Genomic DNA, 21,969 nt, shown 5'->3' on the forward strand with positions numbered 1-21,969 from the left:
CAGGATGACATCCGGCATGCTGGGAAGCCTCACCCGGCTCTCGGCCGAGCACGAGCACGAGGAGCATCGGCCGATGAGCGACATCGTCACCCCGCCGGCGCTGCAACTGCGGGACGCGGCGCTCGGCTACGGCGGCCACCGGCTCTGGTCCGGCCTCACGCTGGACGTGCAGCCGGGGGAGTTCCTCGCGGTCCTGGGTGCCAACGGCTCGGGTAAGACCAGTCTGCTGCGCGCCATCCTCGGGCTGCAGCCGCTCAGCGCCGGCTCCCTGTCGGTGGCCGGCCGGCCGGCGCGCCGGGGCAGTCGGGCGATCGGGTACGTCCAGCAGCAGCGTCGGTTGGATCCGAGTACGCCGCTGCGCGCTCGCGACGTCGTCCGGCAGGGCCTCGACGGGCACCGCTGGGGGGTCGCGCGTCCCGGGCGGGTCGCGTGGCGCCGGGTCGACGCGGCGCTCGAGCAGGTCGGGGCGGCGGCGTACGCCGACATGCCCGTGGGCCTGCTCTCCGGGGGCGAGCAGCAGCGGGTCCGGATCGCGCAGGCCCTGGTCGCCGATCCGGTCCTGCTGCTGTGTGACGAGCCGCTGCTCTCGCTGGACCTGAGCAGCCAGCGCACCATCACCGGGCTGGTCGACCGGCGGCGACGGGAGCATCGGACCGCGGTGGTGTTCGTGACCCACGAGATCAACCCGGTGCTGCCCTACGTCGACCGGGTGCTGTACCTGGCCGGCGGTGCCTTCCGCGTCGGCACCGTCGAGGAGGTGCTCAGCTCGGCCACTCTCAGCGAGCTGTACGGGAGCCCCATCGAGGTGATCCATACCGGCGGTCGCATCCTGGTCGCCGGCGTGCCGGAGAGTGCCCGGGACGCCCACCATGTCGATCACGACGAGGGGATCGTGCCGTGACCTCGATGACGCTGTTGCTCGAGTCGAGGATCGGGCCCGACGTGTGGCACCAGATCTTCAACTTCGCCGACTACGGCCAACTGCTCTCGCTGGTGCACAACTCGCTCGTCGCCGGCGCCGTCCTCGGGTTGGTCGGCGGCCTGGTGAGCAGCTTCGTGATGATGCGCGATCTGCCGTTCGCGGTGCATGGCGTCAGTGAGCTCTCCTTCGCCGGCGCCTCCGGGGCGCTGCTGCTGGGCGCCAACGTGGTCGCGGGCTCGCTGACCGGGTCCATCCTGGCCGCTCTCGTCATTGGCGCCCTGGGCAGCCGGGCCCGCGACCGCAACTCGATCATCGGCGTCCTGATGCCCTTCGGGCTCGGCCTCGGCGTGCTCTTCCTGTCGCTGTACCAGGGCAGGTCGGCCAACAAGTTCGGGTTGCTGACCGGTCAGATCGTCGCGATCGACAGCCCGCAGCTGCACTGGCTGATCGCCACCGCTGCGGTCGTCGTCGCCGGCCTGCTGGTGATCTGGCGTCCGCTGGTCTTCGCCAGCACCGATCCGGAGCTCGCCGCGGCCCGCGGCGTCCCGGTCGGCCTGCTCTCGCCGGTCTTCATGCTGCTGCTCGGGCTTGCCGTGGCGATCTCCATCCAGGTCATCGGCGCCCTGCTCGTGCTCAGCGTGATCTGCACCCCGGCCGCCGCGGCGATGCGGGTCACCGCTTCGCCGCGGAAGGTACCCCTGCTGAGCATGGCGTTCGGCCTGGTGGCCGTGCTGGGCGGCATCCTGCTCGCCCTGGGCAGCAGCGTGCCCATCAGCCCCTACGTCACCACGATCTCCTTCGCCATCTACGCGATCTGCCGCCTCATCGGGGCCTGGCGGAGCCGACACGGCTGGGCCAGGCGTGATCCGGCCCCACGGGCCGACTCCGGTCCGGCTCCACTGATCGGGAGCGGGCAGGCATGCTGAGCGTCGGCCCGGCCACCTAGGCTGACGGCGTGCTGGGGTTCTGGCCCTCCGACGGCGTGCTGCTCGTGACCCAGGCCAGCCTCGTGTGCGGGCCGCGACCGGCGCTTCCGCCGGCGCTGGCTCGGTGGCGCAGCGCGACCTGGGCCTGGCTGCTGTTGCCGCTCTCGCTCGGCGGGACGATCGCCGTTCTCGCGCTGCTGCCGGGTCTGAGCGTCGTCTACGCCTGGGTGGCGGCGGTCGGCGTGCCGGTCCTCGCGGCGGTCGCCCTCGGGTCCTGGTTCCCTGCGCGCTCACGAGCCACCGCGGCGATCGCCGTCCTGCTCGCCGGCTGTCTCCTGGCCCTCGCCTGGGTCGACCACGGCGCCCTGCTCGGGCAGGCCGCCGCGGTGGCGCTGACGGCGTTGAGCTGCTGCTCGATCGCGTCCTACCTGGCAGGGCTGGCGCCCTCGCTGGTGCTGAGGCTGGCGCTGGTCGCGATGGCGGTGCTCGACGCGGTGCTCGTCTTCGGCCGGCTCCTTGAGAAGCCCAACGACACGCTCAACGCCGCCGGCGCCGGCGGGCACCTGCCGCACCTCCAGGTCGCCGTGTTCGGCTCGGCGCTGGTGGGGTACGGCGACCTGTGCGTCGCCGCGGTGCTGGGCAACGTGATCGCCGCGGCGGCGTACCCGCCCTGGCCGCCCCGCTGGGCGGTGGCACTGCTGGTGCTGGCCTGCTCGGCCCTTTTCGACCTGCTGTTCCTGGCCGTGGACACCCTTCCGGCGACGGTGCCGGTTGCGGCCGCGCTGGGGCTCGTCGAGGTGCGACGACACGGACAGCGCCATCGTGCCGCTTGCGACAATAGGAACGATTATCAGTCATGATGATGCCATGACAGCTCTCCTTCCCGGCCGCCGCCGACTGGGAGTGATGTTGTCGGCGATCGCCATGCTGGCCGCCGTCTTGACGTGGTGGGCCGACGGGCCGGCGTCGGCACTGGTCGTCCAGCCGATGGTGGTCGGCGGCATGCCGGCCAGCGGTGCCCAAGACCCGTGGCAGGTCGTGATCGTGGGGCGCGAGCACCCGGGGCGCTTCCTGTGCGGCGGAGTGCTGATCTCGCCCGTTCTGGTCCTCACCGCCGGGCACTGTCTGCCCGACAGGGGAACGCTCAAGGGCTGGGCGATCTACGCCGGCTCCACCCACGTCGTCCCGACGGCGGCGAGCTGGCAGGTGCTCGACGGGGAGCGGCTCCATGTCGCGCCACGGAGATTCTGGCGCGCGCCGCACTTCGACGTACCGACGCTCAGCGACGACTTCGGGCTGATCGAGCTGGCCACGCCGGCGGCCAGCACACCGATCAAGATCGCCGGGCCCGCCGAGCGGCGAGCCTGGTCGGCCGGATCGACGGCACTGGTCAGTGGCTTCGGCTACACCACCCAGAACGCTCGGAGGTCCAGCGGCGTCCTGCGGGAGGTCCAGGTGCCGGTCGATGCGGACTCCACCTGTGCTCGCGCCTACGGCCGCCGCTTCCGGCGCACCGTGATGCTCTGCGCCGGTCCGATGAGTGGCGCGCGCGACGCCTGCAGCGGCGACAGCGGCGGCCCCTTGGAGGTGTCCCTGGCGGCGCCGTCGACGGACCCCGGCGCCGCGCCGAAGCGGCAGCGGCTCGTCGGCCTGGTGAGTTGGGGTGTGGGCTGCGGTCGGCCGAACCACCCGGGCGTCTACACCAGGGTCGCCGGCCGCTCGATCGTGGCCCAACTGCGGACCATCATGGTCGACGACGCCGGGCTGGACCCCGCCACCGTCTTCGGGGCCGGTCTGCGCCTGCCGTCGTGCGGCCAGGTCGAGCACAGGATCACGGCGCTGAGGAGCGACCTGCACGCGGCGGCACTCGTTCGGCCCGCCCTGGGCCACCGCGGCAAGGCATCGGAGACGCGGCGCACCGAGAACCGGCTCTCCTACCTGAGCGATCTTCGGCCGAGAGTCTGCCGCTGAGCCCGGCCTTAGGCGATGTCTCGGATCGCGCCGAGCCAGGGCTCGAATCCGTCGTCTGCGCGGCCGCCGGGCAGCGCCTCCGCCGGCGCGACCAGCAGCTGCTCGAACGCATCGCGAAGATGGGCCGGCTCGACCCCGACACCGGTGATCAGGAGTCGGGTCCGGGGGATGCGACGCCCCCAGGCCGCCCGGGTTCCGATGCTGAGCTGGCCGCCCGAGCCGTCCCAGACCTGCACCTGCCCGGGCCTGGTCGGGAGCCAGAACGCACCGCGGGAGCGGTGCCGGCCGCCGCCGAGCCGGCCGATGCCGTCCAGCAGGCGCTGGGGGTGGAACGCGCCTGGCGAGGACAGCTCCAGGCGCCATACCCGGCTCGAGGACAGCGGCGGTACGCCGGCCTCGAGGAGGGGAGCGCTCCAGGCCGTCGTCCGGCCGTGGTCGTACGGCGCGCTCAGCACGTGTGCCGCCTCGAGGTTCTCGCTGCCGACGATCGTGGTGGCGTCCGGGCGAGCCAGCGCCCCGACCAGCTCGGCGCCGGTCGGATCGGGGTGGCTGGTGAGGACGACGACGTCGGCGTACTCCGCCATCGCGCAGCCGACCTCGCCGACACCGCGGGCGTCGTCCGGGCCGCTGTGCCGGCCGCGCTCACGTAGGAGGTCGTCGCCGAGCAGGTCGTCGACGACGCTCTCGCCGTTCAGTGCCACGACCACGGCGGCGATGCGCAGATGGCGCTGCAGCCGGGCGTCCGTGGCGAGCACGGTGCCGACCTTCTCCGCCTCCGCCCCGACCGGCAGGCACGCGACCACCGACGCCCAGCGGCCGTCCTGGCCGAGGCGCTCCATCGCCGGCACGATGTCCTCGCGCAGCGCACAGCTGACGCAGGCGTGCTCCAGCTCGATCTCCTCGCGTTCCAGCACCCCGCTGACGTCGCTGACCGTCCGGGTCCGCACGTGGCGCTCGGGGTCGATCTCGTGGCGGACGGCGACGGCCCGGGGCAGATCCCACGAGAGCCCGACGAGAGTGGCGGCCATCGCGTCGGGGTCGATGCCGGTGAGCACGATCACGGGCGTCCTCATCGCCCGCCTCCCGCTCGGCCGGTTCGTCGGTCGTGACGCTCGAACACCGGACGGTGATCGGGGTGCGTGATCATGCCTCAGCTCCTTCGAGAATAAGAATCGTTCTCAGTATGGCCGAAGAGGCTGCCCCTGTCACGCGCCGAGCCGTGTGCGGCCGCCGAGCGAGGACGCACCCGGCACCGTCGGCGGTCACCGGGAATCACGTTGCCAGGGTTTGCGAGAATGGTGGGATGCCGAAGGAGCAGGGCCGCAAGCTGATCGCGCAGAACAAGAAGGCGCGACACGACTATCACATCGAGGACACCTACGAGGCCGGGATGGTCCTGCAGGGCACCGAGGTGAAGTCGCTGCGCGAGGGCCGCGCCTCGCTGGTCGACGGGTTCGTCGACATCGACCGTGGCGAGGCATGGCTGCACGGCGTGCACATCCCGGAGTACCTCAACGGCACCTGGACCAACCACGCCGCCCGGCGCAAGCGCAAGCTGCTCCTGCACCGGGCCGAGATCGAGAAGATCGAGCGGCGGGTGGCCGAGCGCGGGCTCACCGTCGTACCCCTCTCGCTCTACTTCCTCGACGGCCGCGCCAAGGTCGAGATCGCGCTCGCCCGAGGCAAGAAGTCCTGGGACAAGCGCCAGGCCATCGCCGAACGCACCGCCAACCGGGAGAAGGAGCAGGCGCTGGGCCGGCACCTGAAGGGCATCCGGGACTGACATGCGAGCCGCCGCCACCGCCGCGCTGGCACTCGGGCTGCTCGTCCCGGCCGCGCCGACACATGCCGCCGCCCCCGCGGACCCGGCCGCCGTGTTGGCGCAGATGTCGCTGCGGCAGGAGGTCGGACAGCTGCTCATGCTGGGTGCGCCCTCCACGTCGGCGTCGGTGCGGGTCACCCGCCTGATCGGCCAGTACGACGTGGGCAGCGTCGTACTCATCGGCACCACTCACGCCGGCTCCACCGCCGTCGCGGGCGTCACCGCGGCACTGCAGTCGGCCGCCGGGCCGGTGCGCCTGTTCGTGGCCGCCGACCAGGAGGGCGGCCAGGTGCAGCACCTCCAGGGGCCAGGCTTCGGCCGGCTGCCCAGTGCGCTGGCGATGGGTGCCCAGAAGCCGTCCCGGGTGCGATCGCAGGCCGCGACCACGGCACGTCAGCTGCGTCAGGCGGGCGTCAACCTCGACCTGGCGCCGGTGCTCGACACGGTGCCGCGGGCCAACCGGCACGCCAACCAGCCGATCGGCCGCTATGACCGCGAGTTCGGCTTCACGCCGCACCGGGTGGCGACCAGGGGCGTGGCGTTCGCGAAGGGGCTCGCCGCGGGCGGCGTCAGCGCGACGCTCAAGCACTTCCCGGGCCTGGGCCGGGTCAAGGGCAACACCGACGACTCCAGCGGCGTGACCGATCACACCACCACCGCGCACGACGCCTACCTGCGGCCCTATCGCAAGGGCATCGCCGCGGGCGCGCCGTTCGTGATGGTGTCCTCGGCGGTCTACACCCGCATCGACAGGCACCGCCCGGCCGTCTTCAGCCGCACGGTGATCACGAAGCTGCTGCGCAAGCGGCTCGGCTTCGACGGCGTCGTGGTCTCCGACAGCCTCTCCGCCGCCCAGGTGGCCGGCTGGAGCGCGGCCAAGCGGGTGGTGAAGTTCGTCCGCGCCGGCGGCGACATCGCGCTGACCACCTCGGCGGCCGACCTGCCGACGATGTCCGACGCCCTGGTCGCCGCGGCCCAGCGCTCGCGGCCCTTCCGCAAGCTCGTCGACGCGGCCGCGCTGCGGGTGCTCCAGGCCAAGCAGCGCCAGGGCCTGCTGTGACGCCGGCGCAGGCGCGCGAGCGCTTCGCCGCAGCTCGCGTCGCCCGGCTGGCCACGGTCTGTGCCGACGGCTCGCCGCACCTGGTCCCTGTCGTCTTCGCCGTGGTCGGGGATCAGATCGTGACGGCCGTGGACCACAAGCCGAAGACCACCACCCGGCTGCGCCGACTCGCCAACATCGCCGCCGAGCCGCGGGTGGCGCTGCTCGCCGACGAGTACGACGAGGACTGGTCGCGACTGTGGTGGGCCCGCGCGGACGGCCGCGCCCGGGTGGTCGCCGAGCACGACCTGGCGCCGCTGGTGGCGCGCTACCCGCAGTACCGTGACCGCGTGCCCAGCGGACCCGTGATCCTGATCGACGTCGAACGATGGAGCGGATGGACGGCACGATGACCGATCTCACGCGGGACGCCGCCGAGGTCACGGACTGGTGGCGGCGACACGGGCTGCCGGGGTTGTTCGACGTACACGTGCACTTCATGGCGCCGCCCGTGCAGCGCGCGGTGTGGGAGGTCTTCGACTCCGCCGGGCCCAAGCTCGGGCGGCCGTGGCCGATCCGTTACCGACTGCCCGACGAGGAGCGGGTGGAGATGCTGCGGGCGATGGGGGTGCGGCGGTTCTCCGCGCTGCCGTACGCGCACAAGCCCGGCGTCGCCACCTACCTCAACGACTGGGCGCGTGACTTCGCCGCCCGGGTGCCGGAGTCGCTGTGGTCGGCGACGTTCTATCCCGAGCCGTCGGCGGTGGAGTACGTCGCCGAGCTGATCGGGGCCGGCGTCGAGGTCTTCAAGGTGCATGTGCAGGTCGGGGAGTTCCATCTGCACGACCCGCTGCTCGACCCGGTCTGGGGCCTGCTCGAGGACGCCGGCACGCCCGTGGTGGTCCACGTCGGCTCCGGGCCGGTGCCCAACGAGTTCACCGGGCCCGAGACGCTGCGCCGGGTGCTGGCTCGCTATCCGCGGCTGAGCGTCATCGTGGCGCACCTGGGCGCGCCGGAGTACGGCGAGTTCCTCGAGCTGGCGCAGACGCACGAGCGGGTCAGACTCGACACCACGATGGTGTTCACCGAGTTCTTCTCACAGATGTCGACCTACCCACCCGCCCTCCTGCCCCGACTCGCCGACCTCGGCGACCGGATCCTGCTCGGCTCCGACTTCCCTTCCATCCCCTACCCCTACCTGCACCAGCTGGAGTCGCTGGAACGGCTCGGCTTCGGGGAACACTGGCTGCGGTCGGTGTGTTGGGATAACGGTTGGTCACTGTTCGGCGCAGGTCGATAGACTGGCCACACAACTCAAGAGGGGCTGATCGGTTTCGACTTGGGACGTTAGTTCCAGGGGAAGCGGGTCGAGAAGCCAGCGTCATCTCGTAAACGATCGCTGGAAACCAATAACTGCCAACGCTAAGCGCAGTTCCTTCGCTCTCGCCGCCTGACGCGGTGATCGAAGCGTCTGACCGGGCATCCGTCTCCGTCCCGGACCCAGGCGTCATCTAGGAGACTCACCTCGTGCCGGAGTCGGCGGAGCACGAGGGACAGCTAGTCGACTGAGCCTGTCGGTGACGTGTCCGTGCGAGCACCGAGGCCGAGAAAAGCGACATCACGGACTGCACCCGGAGAAGACCTGGTTCGACGCTCGAGGACGCGGGTTCGATTCCCGCCAGCTCCACTCGACTCGGCAGGGGCGCCGGCCTGCGGAAAGCGCAGACCGGCGCCTCGTCCTTTATTGCGGGGGACGACCCCCGACCCCGAGCTGTGAGTCGAACCCTGCAGCTGCGGCAGCGGGGCAGGACTCACGACGTGCTGGCGGCCGGTCGATAGGGTCGCCCTCATGAAGGTGGCGCAGGATGTGCTGGCCCCTCCGGCGAAAGCCGCGATCTTCCTCACCGTGACGGTGCGGGCGGGGCAGGAGAGGGCGGCGCGCGAGGCGCTGGCCGACGTGCCGGGGATCACGCGGGCCGTGGGGTTCCGGATCCCCGAGCTGAGGCTGAGCTGCGTCGTGGGAATCGGATCCGACCTGTGGGACCGGATGTGCACCGGCCCGCGCCCAGCCAAGCTCCATCCGTTCGTGCCGTTGGAGGGTGGCAAGCACCGCGCGGTCGCGACCGAGGGCGACCTGCTCTTCCACATCCGCGCCGACCAGACCGACATTTGCTTCGAGCTGAGCCACCAGCTCCTGCGCCGTCTGGACGGGCTCGTCGACTGCGTCGAGGAGGTGCACGGGTTCCGCTACTGGGACGAGCGGGACCTGCTCGGGTTCGTCGACGGCACCGAGAGCCCCACCGGGTTCGAAGAGTCGCAGGAGGCGGCGATCATCGCCGACCAGGAGCCCCATTTCGCCGGCGGGAGCTACGTCATCGTGCAGAAGTACCTGCACGACCTGGGCGCCTGGGATGCCCTCACCGTCGAGCAGCAGGAGCTGGTCATCGGCCGACGGAAGCTGAGCGACATCGAGCTGCCCGACGCCGTCAAACCGGCCAACTCCCACGTCACCGTCAACTCGATCACCGACGACCACGGCAACGATCTGGCGATCGTCCGGGACAACCTGCCCTTCGGCAATGCCGGCGCCGGCGAGTTCGGCACCTACTTCATCGGCTACGCGGCCGACCCGAGTGTCACCGAGCGGATGCTGCGCCGCATGTTCATCGGCGAGCCGGTGGGCAACTACGACCGCATCCTCGACTTCTCGCGGGCCGTCACGGGCTGTCTGTTCTTCGTGCCGCCAGCGGCGTTCCTGGAGGACTTGTGAGGTGAAGGCGGTGACAGCGCGACCCACACCCGGCATCGAGGGCGTCCGCTGGATCCCTGCTGAGCCGACCGGCGTGGGCGCACTGGTGCTGGCCGGCTCCAGCGGCCGGGTGGACTCCGCACGGGCCGAGCTGCTGGCCCGTCGCGGGGCGGTCGCGGAGTCGATCCGGTGGTTCGGCGGTCCCGGGCAGCATGACGGCCCGTGGGAGATCCCGCTCGAGCTCTTTCTCGCCCGGGTCGCTGGCCTCGCCGAGGAGTGCGACCGGGTGGTCCTCCTGGGCACCTCCTTCGGCGCCGAGGCGGCACTGCTCGCCGGCGCGCACAGCTCGCAGGTCGCCGCGGTCGTGGCGTTCGCGCCCAGCGACCTGATCTGGGCCGGCGTCCGAAGTGACGGCAGCGTGACCTCCCACTGGACCTTCGACGGCGTGCCGCTGCCGTACATGCCGTTCGACGAGTACTGGGCGCCCGATGACGACGTCCCCGCCTTCGTCGGCCTCTACGAGGCGAGCCGCAGACGCTTCCCGGAGCGGGTCGACGCCGCCACGATCCCGGTCGAGTGCATCGAGCAGGTGGTGCTCGTGGCCGGCGGCGACGACCAGGTGTGGCCGGCGCTGTCGATGGCCGAGGCCATCAAGGCCCGGCGGTCCGCCCACGGGCTGGGCACGGTGCTGGTGTCGGATCCGGAGGCCGGGCATCGCACCGTTCTGCCGGGCGAGCCGGTGGCGGCTGGTGGGATGCGGATGCGGCGTGGCGGCACACGGATCGCGGACCGCCGTCTCGGCGCGGCCGCGTGGCCGCACATCGCGAGCCTGCTGGAGTCGTGAGTCGGATCCTGCACCTACCGCAGCGGGTGGCTGACTCGCGACCGCGGGGGAGTAGCGTCGCCGGCATGACTCGCGTTGCGCGTGTGTACGACGCCCGCGGCCCGGAGGACGGCAGGCGGGTGTTGGCGGACCGGCTCTGGCCCCGCGGCGTGCGCAAGGACGATCCACGCATCGACGAGTGGTGGCCCGAGGTGGCGCCTTCCGGTGAGTTGCGGACGTGGTTCGGCCACCGTCCCGACCGGTTCGAGGAGTTCTCGGCGCGCTACGAGGAGGAGCTGGCCGGCGCCGCGGCGGCGCTGGGCAGGGCCCGCGCGATCGACGAGGCCCAGGGGCTGACCTTGCTCACCGCCACCAAGGACATGACCGTCGCTCACGTCCAGGTGCTGGCCCGGGTCATCGACGCCCGACGGGCCTGACCAGCCGCGGGCGCTTATTTTCTACAAGACTGACTTGTGTAAACTCACCGGCCGTGAAGGACGCAACGCAGGCCGGGGCGCACCCCGGGCGGCGGCGTGAGGTGCTGGCCCTGCTCAAGGCCGCGGCCGCGCCCCGCAGCATCGCCGAGCTCGCCGCCGAGCTCGGCATCCATCCCAACACCGTGCGGTTCCATCTCGACGCGCTCGTCGAGAGCGGAGACGTCGAGCACGCCGCCGCGGCGGTGGGCGGACGTGGGCGGCCGGCGCAGCGCTTCCGCGCCGTACGACGGATGGATCCGGCCGGCCCGCGCGACTACCTGGTGCTGGCTCGACTGCTGGCCGGCACGCTGGCGCGCACGCCCGACGGCGTCGCGCTGGCCACCGCGGCCGGCCACGAGCTGGGCCGGCGGCTCGCCGCGGAGGGCCCGGCTGACGACGACAGACCGATGGGCCGGATGCTGAGCCTGCTGGACCGGCTCGGCTTCCAGGCCGAGCAGCGCACCGACGGCGACATCGTGCTGCACAGCTGCCCGTTCCTCGAGGTTGCCCACGAGCGGCCCGGGATCGTCTGCGGCGCCCACCTGGGTCTGATGCGGGGTGCGCTGGAGCAGTGGACGACCGCGGCGGTGATCACCGATCTGAACGCCTTCGCCGAGCCGGACGCGTGCATCGCTTACCTGACGGCGGTGGCGTCGTGAGCGCCACCGCCTCCACCCTGGTGGCGCTGACCTTCCTCTGGGCGGGGATGGTCCTGGCGATCTCGTTCATCGAAGCGCCGCTGAAGTTCCGTGCGCCGGGCGTGACGATCCCCATCGGCCTCGGCATCGGGCGGATGGTGTTCCGCGCGCTCAATACCGTCGAGGTGGTGCTGGCCCTGGTCATCCTGGCGTGTCTGCTGCGGGAGGGGCCGGGCGTGTTCGCCGCGACCGCCCTCGGCGTCGCACTGGCGTCGCTGGCCTGCCAGCTGCTGCTGGTCAACCCGGTGCTGAAACGGCGCTCGAACGCCGTGCTGAGCGGAGTCAGGCCGGCCGACGCGCCACGCTCACGGACGCACTACTGGTACGTCGGGTTCGAGCTGCTGAAGGTGGTCGCCCTCGTCGTGGGCGGGATCGGGGTGCTCGCGCACTGAGCCCGCTCGGGCGACCGGAGGGTCAGTGCGCGAGGCCCCAGAAGAAGCCGAAGAGGCCGCAGGCGACACCGGCGACGATGATGAGCCACAGCGAGACCGTCGCCAGCAGGTGCATGTTCTCCTGGTAGGCGTTGTGCTCGAAGCCCACGAACTCCTCGTCGTTGAGGCCGGTGAGGTCGGTCATCACTACTCCTGATGCTAGGTCTGGTGCTGGCAGCACCGTACCGTGACCGGGTGACCACCGCAGCAGCACCGTGCACGTTCTGCGATGTCGCGGCGGGCCGACTCGCCGCGCAGGTCGTGCTCGCCGACGATGACTTCGTGGCCTTCCTGGACCGCCGCCCGGTCTTCAAGGGTCACACCCTGCTGGTGCCGCGCGAGCACCACGTCACCCTGCCCGATCTCCCGGCGAGGCTGCGCGACGGTTTCCTCGCGCACGCCCAGCGGTTGGCGACGGCGATGGTGACCGGTCTCGGCGCCCAGGGCAGCTTCGTGGCCAACAACAACACGGTCAGCCAGTCGGTGGCCCACCTGCACCTCCACGTCGTACCGCGGACCAAGGGCGACGGGCTCAAGGGCTTCTTCTGGCCACGACACGCCTACGCCGACGACGCCGAGGCGGCGAGCTACGCCGAGCGGCTGCGCGCGGCACTACAGTGACGCGCATGGGACGTTTCGACGGGCGAGTAGCGATCATCACCGGCGCCGCGCGGGGGATCGGCCTGGGGGTGGCCACCCGGTTCGCGGAGGAGGGCGCCTCGGTCGCGGTGGTGGACCTGGACGAGAGCGCCGCGGCCGGCGCCGCCTCGACCCTGCCGGGCGAGGCCAAGCACCTGGGCATCGGCGCCAACGTCGGCGACGCCGCCTCGGTCGAGGCCGCGGTCGAGCGGACCGTGACCGAGCTGGGTGGCCTGCACATCCTGATGAACAACGCCGGCGTCACCCGCGACAACCTGCTGTTCAAGATGTCCGAGGACGACTGGGACCTGGTGATGAACGTGCACCTCAAGGGCGCGTTCCTGATGACCCGGGCGGCGCAGCGGCACTTCGTCGCACACAAGTACGGCAAGGTCGTCAACGTCTCCTCGACGTCCGCACTCGGCAACCGCGGTCAGGCCAACTACTCGGCGGCGAAGATGGGCATCCAGGGCTTCACCCGCACGCTCGGCATCGAGCTGGGCCCGTTCGGCATCAACGTCAACGCGATCGCGCCGGGCTTCATCGCCACGGACATGACCGACGCCACCGCGGCCCGGCTCGGCCTCGCGGTCGAGGACTTCCGCACCATGGCCGCCGACCAGAACCCGGTCCGCCGGGTGGGCTACCCCGAGGACATCGCCGCCGCTGCCACGTTCCTGGCCAGCGACGAGGCGTCGTACATCACCGGACAGACGCTGTACGTCGACGGCGGCGCGACGCTGGGCTGAGCGCCCGCACCCTCCGGGTGACCGGCCGGTAGGCGCGCCTCCCGCATCTGCTTGGCCCCGCAGCCCACACTTGACCCGTTCGACCTTGCCTGAGTTGGGAGTCTTCATGCGCTCTTCCCGCGCCCTCGTCCGTGCCATCGTCCCGCTGGCCGTCGCCGGCCTCGTCCTGACCGGCTGCGGTGGCGGTGGCAGCAGCAAGAGCAGCAACCCGGGCGGTTCCTCCAGCGCGCCGGGCGCGCCCGCGTCCTCGGCCGCGCCGGCGCCGACCACCGACCCGCTCACCGGGCTGCCGGCCTCCAACGGCGGTGTCACCAACCACCCGGTCTACATCGCCAAGATCGACAACACGTCCTCCAGCAGGCCGCAGTACGGCATCGGTGACGCCGACCTGGTCACCCAGGAACTGGTCGAGGGCGGCATCACCCGGCTGGCGGTGTTCTTCTACTCCAAGCTGCCCGAGAAGGCCGGACCGATCCGCTCGATGCGGCTGACCGACATCGGGGTGGCCAAGCCGCTCAACGCCAGGCTGGTCACCTCCGGCGCCGCCCCGGTGACGCTCAACGGGCTCGCCAAGGCCGGGGTGAAGTTCATCGACATGAACAACCCCAACGTGCGCCGTATCCTGGACGGCACGCACGACACGCTGCACAGCGTCCAGGCCAATATCGACAAGCTCGGTGCCTCGGCCAACCAGAAGACGCCGGCACGCCCCGAGGACTTCTTCGACTGGGGCACCGACGCCGACTTCACCGGCACCATCCCGGCCACCACCGTCGACACCAAGATCGGTAACGCGCCCGGCAGCAACGACATCTGGAAATACGTCGGCGGCAAGTACGTGCTGCAGAACGGCTACATGGATCCGGGCAGCGTCTACAAGCCGGACACCGTGATCGCTTTGACGGTCAAGACGAGCATCGCGCCGTACAAGGACCCGGCCGGTAACCCCGTGCCGGTCACCCACTTCGAGGGCAAGGGCAAGGCCGTGATCTTCCACGGCGGCAAGGCGCTCAAGGCGCGGTGGAGTAAGGACGGCGTGGAGGGTCTGCCGAAGTTCACCACCAAGGACGGCACCGCGGTGAAGATCCCGGCCGGCCACGTCTGGCTGGCGCTGGTGCCCAAGGGTGGCCAGTCGGTCTCGGCCGGCTCGGTCACCTGGCACAAGTAGGAGGGCTCACTCCTTCGGCTCGGTCGGCGCGCCCGCGCCGGCCGAGCCGTTGGTCTCCGCGGGGTTGCGCACCTGGACGCCCTGGGCGGCCAGCGACTGGATCCCGGCCAGGATGAACTCCACCGCCGCCTCGACCCGCTCGGCGGCGGCGGTCTGGTCGGCGGCGTTGGCGACGGCCTCGCCGGCCGAGGAGAGTGCGCCGAAGAAGATCCGGGCGAAGGTGGTGATCATCGCGCCGTCGACCGCCTGACCGGTGCCGCGCAGCACGCCGCTGACGATGTTCTCCACCACCGCGAACGCGGAGCGCTCCTCCTGCTCCCGATAGCGCTCGTAGCCGAGCACGGCGGGCCCGTCCTGGATGACGATGCGGCGGTACGCCGGCTCCTGCACCGCCTCGAGGAAGGAGCGCAGCCCGATCAGCGCCTTCTCCCAGGGGTCCTTGACGCCCTTCATCTGCTGCTCGATCCAGCGCGCGGTGGTCGACTCGACCTCGACGAAGACGGCGTCGAACAGCGCCTGCTTGCCGCTGAAGTGGTGGTAGAGCGCGCCCTTGGTCACCTGGGCTCCGGCCACGATCGCGTCCAGAGAGGCGCTGGCGTAGCCGTTCTCGGTGAACAGCTTGGTGGCGACCTCGAGGAGGGCCTTCTTGGTGGAGGCGGAGTACTGCTGGCGCCGGCTGACGCCGGGGACGTTGGGCAGCGGCGGCACCGGGACCTTGGGCACGAGCTTGCTCACGGTCGACTTGGACACTCCGTAACTCTAGTCACACCCCCTTGACGAGGTGGTCAGGATCACCTCGTGATGAGTTGGCATACCGTCGGTATGGCCCGTACTGTCGTTACGTACTCACGGTATGTGAGCACTCCGAGCAAGGGGGCCAACCATGAACTGGAACAGCTACCACACCCGCGGGGAGATCCTCCGATCCGTCATCGAGGTCGCCAACCAGCGACGCGATGCCCGCCTGCCGATGGACGTCGAGGGCGTTCGCGAGAAGTTCGACGACGAGCTCGACCTGCTCGCCGCGCTTCAGCTCAAGTGGCACACCCGCCTGGCCGGTCGCATCGAGTGCGAGCTCTCCGAGCAGCCGATGGACCTCGAGAGCGCCGTCATCCAGGCCTGGCACAGCACCACCGACGAGATGCCCGGCGTCCGGGCCATCCTCGACCGCTACCGCGGCGGAACCGGCGATGCCCGGACCGACGTGGCGATGACCAAGGCCGTCGCCAAGGAGCACATCCTGCTGGCCGTGATGGCCGGCCGCGGCGGCACCCAGGACGAGCTCGCCATCCCGGTGGGCGCGATGATCGAGGAGCGGGCCCGGGCGACGTACCTGCCCACGGTGCGGGTCCCGGCCGCACGGCCGAGCCTGATGGACAGGATCAGGGCGGCACTCGCCGCCTGACCCACGAGTTGAGCGGCGGTGGGATGATCGCCGCATGGAGACGGGCGTCGTCATCGAGGCAGGGATGCTGCTGGTGGCGACGCCCGCCCTGCTCGACCCGAACTTCGCCGACACCGTCGTGCTGATGCTCGACGTCGATGCGGACGGCGCCGTCGGCGTCATCCTGAACCGGCCCTCGGAGCTGGCCGTCACCGAGGTGCTGGCGCCCTGGAGTGGCCGGGTGGCCGCCCCCGATGTGCTCTTCCGCGGTGGTCCGGTCCGGCCCGAGGCGGCGCTGGCGGTGGCCTGGCTGCGCGACGCCGCCGACGTGCCCGTGGGGTTCAAGGAGGTCGAGGGCCGCCTCGGCGTGCTCGACCTGGACACGCCGCCCGAGCTCGTGGACGGCAGCCTGGCCGCGATGCGGATCTTCGCGGGCTACGCCGGCTGGGGCCGCGACCAGCTCGCCGACGAGATCGCCGAGGGCAGCTGGTACGTCGTCCCGGCGCAGGTGCCCGACGTCTTCCGGGACTCGGTGACGACGCTGTGGCGCGACGTACTCCGCCGTCAACCGGGCGAGCTGGCCTGGCAGTCGACCCGGCCCGCCGACCCGGCCCAGAACTGATCCTCGCGTAGGCTGGGGGCATGGGATTCCTCGGCTTCGGCAACTCCGGCGGGACTGACACCGCCGTCAAGGAGAAGGCGCGCGAGCGTGAGGAGAGCGTGCCCACCGAGGAGGGCGACCACGACCGCTTCTCCCACTACGTGGAGAAGGACAAGCTGACCGAGGCGATGGTCATGGGCACGCCCGTCGTCGCGTTGTGCGGCAAGGTCTGGGTGCCCAGCCGGGACGGTACGAAGTTCCCGGTCTGCCCCGAGTGCAAGGAGATCTGGGAGTCGCTCCCGCCCGAGGGCGAGGGTCCCGGGGGCGCTGAGTGAACAACCTCGGTCCGGCGTGGCCCAACAAGGCCGCGTGGGGAACCGCCACGTCCCTGCGCGCCTGGCAGGCCGCCGCCATGGAGCAGTACTTCGCCCGGTCGCCGCGCGACTTCCTGGCGGTCGCGACGCCCGGGGCGGGCAAGACGACGTTCGCGCTGAGCGTCGCCGCCGAGCTGCTCGGCCGCCGTATCGTCGACCGGCTCATCATCGTGGCGCCCACCGAGCACCTGAAGCAGCAGTGGGCCGAGGCGGCCGGTCGCGCGGGCATCCCGATCGACCCGAACTACTCCGCCGGCCAGGGCAAGACCTCCGCGGAGTACCTCGGCATCGCGGTCACCTACGCCGGCGTCGCGGTCAACCCGCTGGCGATGCGGCTGCGCGCCGACCGCTGGAAGACGCTGGTGATCCTCGACGAGGTGCACCACGCCGGCGACGCGCTGTCGTGGGGCGAGGGTGTCCGGGAGGCGTTCGAGGACGCCACCCGCCGGCTGTGCCTGACCGGTACGCCGTTCCGCTCCGACGTGAACCCGATCCCGTTCGTGACCTACGCACCCGGTGAGGACGGCATTCCGCGTTCGGTGGCCGACTACACCTACGGGTACGCCGAGGCCCTCGCCGACCACGTCGTGCGCCCGGTGCTGTTCATGGCCTACTCGGGGCAGATGACCTGGCGCACCCGCGCCGGCGACGAGATCGCCGCACATCTGGGCGAGCCGCTCACCAAGGACCTCACCCAACAGGCGCTGCGCACCGCGCTGGACCCGAACGGCTCCTGGATCCCCTCGGTGCTCGCCGCCGCGGACAAGCGGCTCGCCGAGGTGCGCCGACACGTCCCGGATGCCGGCGGCCTGGTGATCGCCACCGACCAGGACTCGGCGCGGGCCTATGCCAAGACCCTGCGCTCGATCACCGGGGAGGCGCCCACGGTGGTGCTCTCGGACGAGAAGGCCGCCTCGAAGAAGATCGCCGCGTTCGCGGCCGGAGACGACCGCTGGATGGTGGCCGTGCGGATGGTGTCCGAGGGCGTCGACGTACCTCGCCTGTCGGTGGGCGTCTACGCGACCACCACCTCCACGCCGCTGTTCTTCGCCCAGGCGGTGGGTCGCTTCGTGCGCTCGCGCTCGCGCGGGGAGACCGCCTCGGTGTTCCTGCCGTCGGTGCCCAACCTGCTCGGCTTCGCCGCCGAGCTCGAGGTCGCCCGCGACCACGTGCTCGGCCGCCGGGTCAACGACGACGGCGACATCTTCGCCGCCGAGGATGCGCTGGTCGCCCAGGCGAACGCGGGCGAGGCCGCTTCCGACGAGCTGACCGGCGCCTGGGAGGCGCTTGGCTCGGAGGCCCGCTTCGACCGGGTGCTCTTCGACGGCGGCGAGTTCGGCCACGCGGGGGAGGTGCAGGTCGGCTCGGAGGAGGAGATGGACTTCCTCGGCATCCCGGGTCTGCTGGATCCCGACCAGATGCGCCAGCTGCTGCAGCAGCGGCAGAACGACCGGGCGCGGCAGCAGAAGGCCCGCGGCGACGCGCTGGAGGAGGCCCGCCGACGGGCCGCGGCCGACTCGCTCGCCGAGGTCTCGACCCACGAGCAGCTGGCGGTGCTGCGACGCGAGCTGAACGGGCTGGTCGCCGCCTGGCACCACCGCACCGGCCAGGCCCACGGGATCACCCATGCCGCCCTGCGGCGCGAGTGCGGCGGCCCGGCGGCCGCCGTCGCCACCGCCGAGCAGCTGCGCTCCCGGATCGAGCGGATCCGGGAGTGGGCGGCCCAGCGCAAGAGCTCCTGAGGCGGCGGCTTCGCCGTACACCGGCTCCACGACGTGCCGCCGACTGTGCGAAGCATCACTGTGACACCTTGGGTGGCGGGCGTAGTAGGGCGCACCGGGGCGGTTACCGGCGAGGGATGCTGACCCGGTTCACCCGGCTCCGGCCCGCCGTCGTGGCGGTGACGCTGCTGGCGTCCTGCGGCGGCGGTACGACGCCCAACCCCCCGAAGCCGATGGGCCCGCAGACGGCCGCCCAGCGGTTCCTGTCGACGTACGTGGACGCGGACGGGGCCGTGTTGCGCAAGGACGAGCACGGCGACGTGGTCAGCGAGGGCCAGGCCTACGGGATGCTGATCGCCGAGCTCGCCGGCCGGCAGGATCTCGCTCGCACCATCTGGACCTGGACGAAGAGGCACCTGCAGCGCCCCGACGGGTTGCTGAGCTGGAACGCAGACGCGGACGGGACCGTGCGCGACGACGCCTCGGCCAGCGATGCCGACATCCTGGCCGCCTATGCCCTGCTGCGCTACGAAGGGCCGCAGGCGGCGTCGCTGCATCAGGACGGCCGCCGGGTCGCGGGTGCGGTGCTCGACCACGAGTCGGCCCAGACGCCGCGCGGCCCGGTGCCGCTGGGTGGGCCCTGGGCCGTGGGAGACCAGCGGCCGAAGGTCGACCCGTCGTACTGGATGCCGGGCGTCTACACCGCGCTGGCCCGGATGACCGGCGACCAGCGCTGGACCCAGGCCGCGACCGCCACGGTGGCGCTGGTCGACAAGGCCAGCGGCAGCGGCAAGGACCTGCCGCCGGACTGGGCGCTGCTCGACGACGACGGCTACACGCCCATCGGCAGCGCCGGCAACCGCGCCCAGTACGGCGCGGACGCCCAGCGGCTGCCGCTCTGGTTCGGCTATGGCTGCTCGAAGACCGCGAAGGACATCGCGGCGCGCTGGTGGGGCCGGCTCGGCGACGACTCCGGCGCGCTGGCCCGCAGCGTCACCGGGACGGTCTACAACCGCGACCCGAGCGTCGTCGCCCTGCTCGGCGGCGCCGCCGCGGCCGCGGCCGCGGGCGACGCCGGTGCCGCCGCCCGGCTGCGCGGGGAGGCGGCGGAGACGGCCCAGGCGTCGCCGACGTACTTCGGCGACGCCTGGCTGGCGCTGTCGGCCGGGCTGGCCGACGGCACCCTGGGCTGTTAGCCGGCTGCTAGTCCAGGTCCGCGGTCTCCAGCACCTCGGCCTCCTCGGCCGAGCCGTGGCTCGGGGCGCTGGCGGCGGGCACGAACCGCTTGAAGCTCAGCAGCAGCACCACGGCGAGCGCAGTCGCGGCGGCACCCATCCAAAACGGCGAGTGGATGTTGTGCACGAGCAGCTTGCCGGCGAGGTAGGGGCCCACCGAGGCGCCGGCGAAGCGCACGAAGGAGTACGACGCCGAGGCCACCGGCCGCGGCACCGGCGCCGAGCCCATCACCAGGGGGGGGATGACGGTGTTGTTGTTGCCGAGGAACGCGCCGGCGAGGATCACGCAGACCACGATGACCGGCTTGTGGGTCGTCCACAGCGCCATGATCGCCAGCAGCGCGGCGAAGCCGACGAGCGCGAACACGATCGAGGCGACGGTGCCGATCTTCGACTCCAGCCAGGGCGCGCCCCAGATCGAGTTGAAGGCCAGCAGCAGACCCCAGCCGAAGAAGATCCAGCCGACGTTGGCGGCGCTGGTCTGCAGCGGGAACGGCGCGGCGAGCATCAGGGTGAAGAAGCCGAAGTTGTAGAGCAGCGACGTCAGCGCGACCACCAGCAGGCCGGGGTAGCGCAGCGCCTTGATCGGGTCGGCGATCGAGGTCTTCGGGCCCTGGGTGGGGATCGTCGGCAGGAAGACGGCGGTGGCGACCAGGGCGATGAACATCAGCACCGCGACGCCGAAGAACGGCGCCCGCCACGAGATCCCGCCGAGCTGTCCGCCCACGATCGGCCCGAGCCCGATGCCGATGCCCAGCGCGGACTCGTAGAGCAGGACGGCCTGCTTCAGCGACCCGGCGGCCAGCGTCACGATCGTGGCCAGCGAGGTCGCGATGAACAGCGCGTTGCCCAGACCCCAGAAGGCGCGCGCGAGGACGATGCCGCCCACGCTGTTCATCGCACCCGCCACGGCGGAGAAGATCACGATGAGGACCAGGCCGGCGATCAGGGTCTTCTTCGCGCCGATCCGGCTGGACACGAAGCCGGTGATCAGCATCGCGACCCCGGTCACGGCCATGTACGACGTGAACAGCAGCGAGACCTGGTCGGCGCCCGCGTGCAGCTGCTTGGCGATGGAGGTCAGGATCGGGTCCACGAGGCCGAGGCCCATGAAGGAGATCACACAGGCGAAGGCCACGGCCCAGACGGCGCGCGGCTGCTTGAGGAACGAGCCTTGGGGCTCGGTTGCGGGGGAGGTCACTGGTTTCCTTTCTCGGTGAGGCTCTTGAGTACGGCGACGGCCACGGCGATCTGCTCGTCCGAGTGGCCGGCCAGGCGGTCGCGCACCGCGTCGGCGATCCGGTCGCGGTTCGCCAGCAGGTGGGCACGGCCGGTGTCGGTCATGGTGAGCACCTGGGCGCGGGCGTCGCTGGGGTCGGGCGCCTTGGCGACGTACCCCTCGGCGACGAGGGTCGCCACCTGGGCGCTCATGGTCGGCTGCGACGTGCCGTCGGCGGCGGCCAGCTGACTGATGCTGGCTGGCCCGATGTCATCGAGGACGGCCAGCACCCGGTAGGCGGCGGGCACGCCGAGTTCGCGGCGCACCTGTCGGACCAGGCTGGCGGCGAGGACGACGAGGTCGGCGGCGGGATCGGTCACGTCTCCCTAACATACATAGGTTCCCTATGTATTCCCAATCCGCCGGACGAACTCACACGACGGTGACGCCGGCCTCCCTCAGCTCGGCGAGCGCGAGCCGGGTGGTCTCGGGGGCGACGCCGGCGCTCAGTGCGGTCAGGACCCGGGTCCCGAAGCCCTCGCGGCGGGCGTCCAGGGCGGTGGCGCGCACGCAGTGGTCGGTGGCCAGGCCGCAGACGTCGACCTCGGTGACGTGGTGGTCGTGCAGCCAGCCGGCCAGGGTGCTGCCGTCCTCGGTGCGTCCCTCGAAGCCGGAGTAGGCGGCGGCGTGCTCGCCCTTGCGGAAGATCGCGTCGAATGGCTCGGGATCGAGATTGGGGTGGAACGCCTCGCCGTCGGTGCCGACCACGCAGTGCGCGGGCCAGGTGTCGACGTAGTCCGGCGGGTTCCCGAAATGGTGCCCGGGATCGACGTGGTGGTCCTTGGTGGCGACCACCACGTCGTAGCGCGCCGCGTCCGGGAGGCCGGCGCTGCGGGCTCGCAGCAGTGCCGCGATGTCGTGCGCCACCTGGGCGCCGCCGGTCACGGGCAGCGACCCGCCCTCGCAGAAGTCGTTTTGGACATCGACCACGATCAGCGCGCGAGCCATGGGCTCAGCCTAGG

The 21,969-nt window shown here is 71.6% G+C and carries 27 protein-coding genes and 1 other RNA gene; 22 read left to right on the forward strand and 6 right to left on the reverse strand.

What is annotated here, in order from left to right:
- Positions 1–73: 73 nt before the first annotated feature.
- Genes VHA72_RS12430 through VHA72_RS12445 form a run of 4 tightly spaced genes read left to right on the forward strand, consistent with a single transcriptional unit; the run spans position 74 to position 3,819 of the window.
- On the forward strand, positions 74–901 hold the full coding sequence (locus tag VHA72_RS12430) for a metal ABC transporter ATP-binding protein (RefSeq protein ID WP_414689798.1): 828 nt from the start codon (positions 74–76) through the stop codon (positions 899–901).
- A 5-nt stretch (positions 902–906) separates the two neighbouring features.
- Positions 907–1,848 (forward strand): metal ABC transporter permease, encoded by a 942-nt coding sequence (locus tag VHA72_RS12435; protein WP_325575757.1) that lies wholly within the window; start codon positions 907–909, stop codon positions 1,846–1,848.
- Between the two features lie 29 nt (positions 1,849–1,877).
- A complete protein-coding gene (locus VHA72_RS12440) occupies positions 1,878–2,708 on the forward strand; it encodes a hypothetical protein (protein ID WP_325575663.1) in 831 nt (276 codons plus the stop codon).
- Positions 2,709–2,715: 7 nt separating this feature from the next.
- Positions 2,716–3,819 (forward strand): S1 family serine peptidase, encoded by a 1,104-nt coding sequence (locus VHA72_RS12445; RefSeq protein ID WP_325575665.1) that lies wholly within the window; start codon positions 2,716–2,718, stop codon positions 3,817–3,819.
- Between the two features lie 8 nt (positions 3,820–3,827).
- Here the strand turns inward: VHA72_RS12445 and VHA72_RS12450 are convergent, their stop codons facing one another.
- Positions 3,828–4,892 carry a GTP-binding protein gene (locus VHA72_RS12450; protein WP_325575667.1) on the reverse strand — a complete coding sequence of 355 codons (1,065 nt, stop codon included), beginning with the start codon at positions 4,890–4,892 and terminating at the stop codon, positions 3,828–3,830.
- A gap of 230 nt (positions 4,893–5,122) precedes the next feature.
- On the opposite strand from VHA72_RS12450, the gene smpB reads away from it, so the two are divergent.
- The 10 genes from smpB to VHA72_RS12500 all read left to right on the forward strand — a co-directional run bounded on the left by smpB (position 5,123) and on the right by VHA72_RS12500 (position 11,818).
- Positions 5,123–5,602, forward strand: coding sequence for an SsrA-binding protein SmpB (smpB, locus tag VHA72_RS12455; protein ID WP_325575669.1), 480 nt, complete (start codon positions 5,123–5,125; stop codon positions 5,600–5,602).
- Between the two features lies 1 nt (position 5,603).
- Entirely contained in the window at positions 5,604–6,701 is a 1,098-nt protein-coding gene (locus tag VHA72_RS12460) for a glycoside hydrolase family 3 N-terminal domain-containing protein (protein WP_325575671.1), read from the forward strand.
- Entirely contained in the window at positions 6,698–7,093 is a 396-nt protein-coding gene (locus VHA72_RS12465; protein WP_325575673.1) for a TIGR03668 family PPOX class F420-dependent oxidoreductase, read from the forward strand. The genes VHA72_RS12460 and VHA72_RS12465 overlap by 4 nt, the downstream gene beginning before the upstream one ends.
- Positions 7,090–7,980, forward strand: a complete 891-nt coding sequence (locus VHA72_RS12470) for an amidohydrolase family protein (protein ID WP_325575675.1) — start codon at positions 7,090–7,092, stop codon at positions 7,978–7,980. The genes VHA72_RS12465 and VHA72_RS12470 overlap by 4 nt, the downstream gene beginning before the upstream one ends.
- A gap of 20 nt (positions 7,981–8,000) precedes the next feature.
- Positions 8,001–8,370: a transfer-messenger RNA gene (gene ssrA, locus VHA72_RS12475) on the forward strand.
- 159 nt (positions 8,371–8,529) lie between these two features.
- Positions 8,530–9,450 carry a Dyp-type peroxidase gene (locus tag VHA72_RS12480; RefSeq protein WP_325575677.1) on the forward strand — a complete coding sequence of 307 codons (921 nt, stop codon included), beginning with the start codon at positions 8,530–8,532 and terminating at the stop codon, positions 9,448–9,450.
- A gap of 10 nt (positions 9,451–9,460) precedes the next feature.
- Positions 9,461–10,273, forward strand: coding sequence for an acyl-CoA thioester hydrolase/BAAT C-terminal domain-containing protein (locus tag VHA72_RS12485; RefSeq protein ID WP_325575679.1), 813 nt, complete (start codon positions 9,461–9,463; stop codon positions 10,271–10,273).
- 65 nt (positions 10,274–10,338) lie between these two features.
- The gene (locus VHA72_RS12490; protein ID WP_325575681.1) at positions 10,339–10,689 is read left to right on the forward strand and encodes a DUF488 domain-containing protein; all 351 of its coding nucleotides are present in this window, start codon (positions 10,339–10,341) and stop codon (positions 10,687–10,689) included.
- A gap of 53 nt (positions 10,690–10,742) precedes the next feature.
- Complete coding sequence (locus VHA72_RS12495) at positions 10,743–11,387, forward strand: helix-turn-helix transcriptional regulator (RefSeq protein WP_325575683.1); 645 nt, start codon at positions 10,743–10,745, stop codon at positions 11,385–11,387.
- On the forward strand, positions 11,384–11,818 hold the full coding sequence (locus VHA72_RS12500) for a hypothetical protein (protein WP_325575685.1): 435 nt from the start codon (positions 11,384–11,386) through the stop codon (positions 11,816–11,818). The genes VHA72_RS12495 and VHA72_RS12500 overlap by 4 nt, the downstream gene beginning before the upstream one ends.
- A 22-nt stretch (positions 11,819–11,840) precedes the next feature.
- On the opposite strand, the gene VHA72_RS12505 is transcribed toward VHA72_RS12500, so the two are convergent.
- The gene (locus tag VHA72_RS12505; RefSeq protein ID WP_325575687.1) at positions 11,841–12,002 is read right to left on the reverse strand and encodes a hypothetical protein; all 162 of its coding nucleotides are present in this window, start codon (positions 12,000–12,002) and stop codon (positions 11,841–11,843) included.
- A 50-nt stretch (positions 12,003–12,052) separates the two neighbouring features.
- Here VHA72_RS12505 and VHA72_RS12510 point away from each other — a divergent pair, with 50 nt between their 5' ends.
- The 3 genes from VHA72_RS12510 (at position 12,053) to VHA72_RS12520 (ending at position 14,413) form a co-directional block, all read left to right on the forward strand.
- Positions 12,053–12,478 (forward strand): HIT family protein, encoded by a 426-nt coding sequence (locus VHA72_RS12510; RefSeq protein WP_325575689.1) that lies wholly within the window; start codon positions 12,053–12,055, stop codon positions 12,476–12,478.
- 5 nt (positions 12,479–12,483) lie between these two features.
- On the forward strand, positions 12,484–13,245 hold the full coding sequence (locus tag VHA72_RS12515) for an SDR family NAD(P)-dependent oxidoreductase (protein WP_325575691.1): 762 nt from the start codon (positions 12,484–12,486) through the stop codon (positions 13,243–13,245).
- 106 nt (positions 13,246–13,351) lie between these two features.
- Positions 13,352–14,413: a DUF3048 domain-containing protein gene (locus VHA72_RS12520; protein ID WP_325575693.1), complete on the forward strand. Its 1,062-nt coding sequence runs from the start codon at positions 13,352–13,354 to the stop codon at positions 14,411–14,413.
- Between the two features lie 6 nt (positions 14,414–14,419).
- On the opposite strand, the gene VHA72_RS12525 is transcribed toward VHA72_RS12520, so the two are convergent.
- Positions 14,420–15,163: a TetR/AcrR family transcriptional regulator gene (locus VHA72_RS12525; RefSeq protein ID WP_325575695.1), complete on the reverse strand. Its 744-nt coding sequence runs from the start codon at positions 15,161–15,163 to the stop codon at positions 14,420–14,422.
- 133 nt (positions 15,164–15,296) lie between these two features.
- On the opposite strand from VHA72_RS12525, the gene VHA72_RS12530 reads away from it, so the two are divergent.
- The 5 genes from VHA72_RS12530 to VHA72_RS12550 all read left to right on the forward strand — a co-directional run bounded on the left by VHA72_RS12530 (position 15,297) and on the right by VHA72_RS12550 (position 19,689).
- On the forward strand, positions 15,297–15,818 hold the full coding sequence (locus tag VHA72_RS12530) for a hypothetical protein (protein ID WP_325575697.1): 522 nt from the start codon (positions 15,297–15,299) through the stop codon (positions 15,816–15,818).
- A 34-nt stretch (positions 15,819–15,852) separates the two neighbouring features.
- Positions 15,853–16,419, forward strand: coding sequence for a YqgE/AlgH family protein (locus tag VHA72_RS12535; RefSeq protein WP_325575699.1), 567 nt, complete (start codon positions 15,853–15,855; stop codon positions 16,417–16,419).
- 20 nt (positions 16,420–16,439) lie between these two features.
- On the forward strand, positions 16,440–16,733 hold the full coding sequence (locus VHA72_RS12540; RefSeq protein ID WP_325575700.1) for a DUF3039 domain-containing protein: 294 nt from the start codon (positions 16,440–16,442) through the stop codon (positions 16,731–16,733).
- Positions 16,730–18,514, forward strand: a complete 1,785-nt coding sequence (locus tag VHA72_RS12545) for a DEAD/DEAH box helicase family protein (protein ID WP_325575702.1) — start codon at positions 16,730–16,732, stop codon at positions 18,512–18,514. Before VHA72_RS12540 ends, VHA72_RS12545 begins: the two co-directional genes overlap by 4 nt.
- A 116-nt stretch (positions 18,515–18,630) precedes the next feature.
- Positions 18,631–19,689, forward strand: coding sequence for a glycosyl hydrolase family 8 (locus tag VHA72_RS12550; RefSeq protein WP_325575704.1), 1,059 nt, complete (start codon positions 18,631–18,633; stop codon positions 19,687–19,689).
- A 7-nt stretch (positions 19,690–19,696) separates the two neighbouring features.
- Here the strand turns inward: VHA72_RS12550 and VHA72_RS12555 are convergent, their stop codons facing one another.
- From VHA72_RS12555 to VHA72_RS12565, 3 genes are read right to left on the reverse strand one after another with little or no spacing between them, the layout of a single operon-like run.
- Positions 19,697–20,929, reverse strand: coding sequence for an MFS transporter (locus VHA72_RS12555; RefSeq protein ID WP_325575706.1), 1,233 nt, complete (start codon positions 20,927–20,929; stop codon positions 19,697–19,699).
- The gene (locus tag VHA72_RS12560) at positions 20,926–21,327 is read right to left on the reverse strand and encodes a MarR family winged helix-turn-helix transcriptional regulator (RefSeq protein WP_325575708.1); all 402 of its coding nucleotides are present in this window, start codon (positions 21,325–21,327) and stop codon (positions 20,926–20,928) included. The genes VHA72_RS12555 and VHA72_RS12560 overlap by 4 nt, the downstream gene beginning before the upstream one ends.
- A gap of 52 nt (positions 21,328–21,379) precedes the next feature.
- Positions 21,380–21,955 carry a nicotinamidase gene (locus tag VHA72_RS12565; protein ID WP_325575710.1) on the reverse strand — a complete coding sequence of 192 codons (576 nt, stop codon included), beginning with the start codon at positions 21,953–21,955 and terminating at the stop codon, positions 21,380–21,382.
- Between the last annotated feature and the right edge of the window lie 14 nt (positions 21,956–21,969).

Origin of the sequence: Nocardioides sp. (assembly GCF_035547795.1) — a bacterium.
Taxonomy (GTDB): domain Bacteria; phylum Actinomycetota; class Actinomycetes; order Propionibacteriales; family Nocardioidaceae; genus Nocardioides.

Excerpts from the sequence above, each read along its gene's own strand:
- VHA72_RS12430 (WP_414689798.1), top strand. The coding sequence starts at position 74 with ATGAGCGACATCGTCACCCCGCCGGCGCTGCAACTGCGGGACGCGGCG.
- VHA72_RS12460 (WP_325575671.1), top strand. The coding sequence starts at position 5,604 with ATGCGAGCCGCCGCCACCGCCGCGCTGGCACTCGGGCTGCTCGTCCCG.
- VHA72_RS12435 (WP_325575757.1), top strand. The coding sequence starts at position 907 with ATGACGCTGTTGCTCGAGTCGAGGATCGGGCCCGACGTGTGGCACCAG.
- VHA72_RS12515 (WP_325575691.1), top strand. The coding sequence starts at position 12,484 with ATGGGACGTTTCGACGGGCGAGTAGCGATCATCACCGGCGCCGCGCGG.
- VHA72_RS12470 (WP_325575675.1), top strand. The coding sequence starts at position 7,090 with ATGACCGATCTCACGCGGGACGCCGCCGAGGTCACGGACTGGTGGCGG.
- VHA72_RS12535 (WP_325575699.1), top strand. The coding sequence starts at position 15,853 with ATGGAGACGGGCGTCGTCATCGAGGCAGGGATGCTGCTGGTGGCGACG.
- VHA72_RS12450 (WP_325575667.1), bottom strand. The coding sequence starts at position 4,892 with ATGAGGACGCCCGTGATCGTGCTCACCGGCATCGACCCCGACGCGATG.
- VHA72_RS12490 (WP_325575681.1), top strand. The coding sequence starts at position 10,339 with ATGACTCGCGTTGCGCGTGTGTACGACGCCCGCGGCCCGGAGGACGGC.
- VHA72_RS12445 (WP_325575665.1), top strand. The coding sequence starts at position 2,716 with ATGACAGCTCTCCTTCCCGGCCGCCGCCGACTGGGAGTGATGTTGTCG.
- VHA72_RS12505 (WP_325575687.1), bottom strand. The coding sequence starts at position 12,002 with ATGACCGACCTCACCGGCCTCAACGACGAGGAGTTCGTGGGCTTCGAG.
- VHA72_RS12565 (WP_325575710.1), bottom strand. The coding sequence starts at position 21,955 with ATGGCTCGCGCGCTGATCGTGGTCGATGTCCAAAACGACTTCTGCGAG.
- VHA72_RS12480 (WP_325575677.1), top strand. The coding sequence starts at position 8,530 with ATGAAGGTGGCGCAGGATGTGCTGGCCCCTCCGGCGAAAGCCGCGATC.
- VHA72_RS12550 (WP_325575704.1), top strand. The coding sequence starts at position 18,631 with ATGCTGACCCGGTTCACCCGGCTCCGGCCCGCCGTCGTGGCGGTGACG.
- VHA72_RS12520 (WP_325575693.1), top strand. The coding sequence starts at position 13,352 with ATGCGCTCTTCCCGCGCCCTCGTCCGTGCCATCGTCCCGCTGGCCGTC.
- VHA72_RS12540 (WP_325575700.1), top strand. The coding sequence starts at position 16,440 with ATGGGATTCCTCGGCTTCGGCAACTCCGGCGGGACTGACACCGCCGTC.
- VHA72_RS12530 (WP_325575697.1), top strand. The coding sequence starts at position 15,297 with ATGAACTGGAACAGCTACCACACCCGCGGGGAGATCCTCCGATCCGTC.
- smpB (WP_325575669.1), top strand. The coding sequence starts at position 5,123 with ATGCCGAAGGAGCAGGGCCGCAAGCTGATCGCGCAGAACAAGAAGGCG.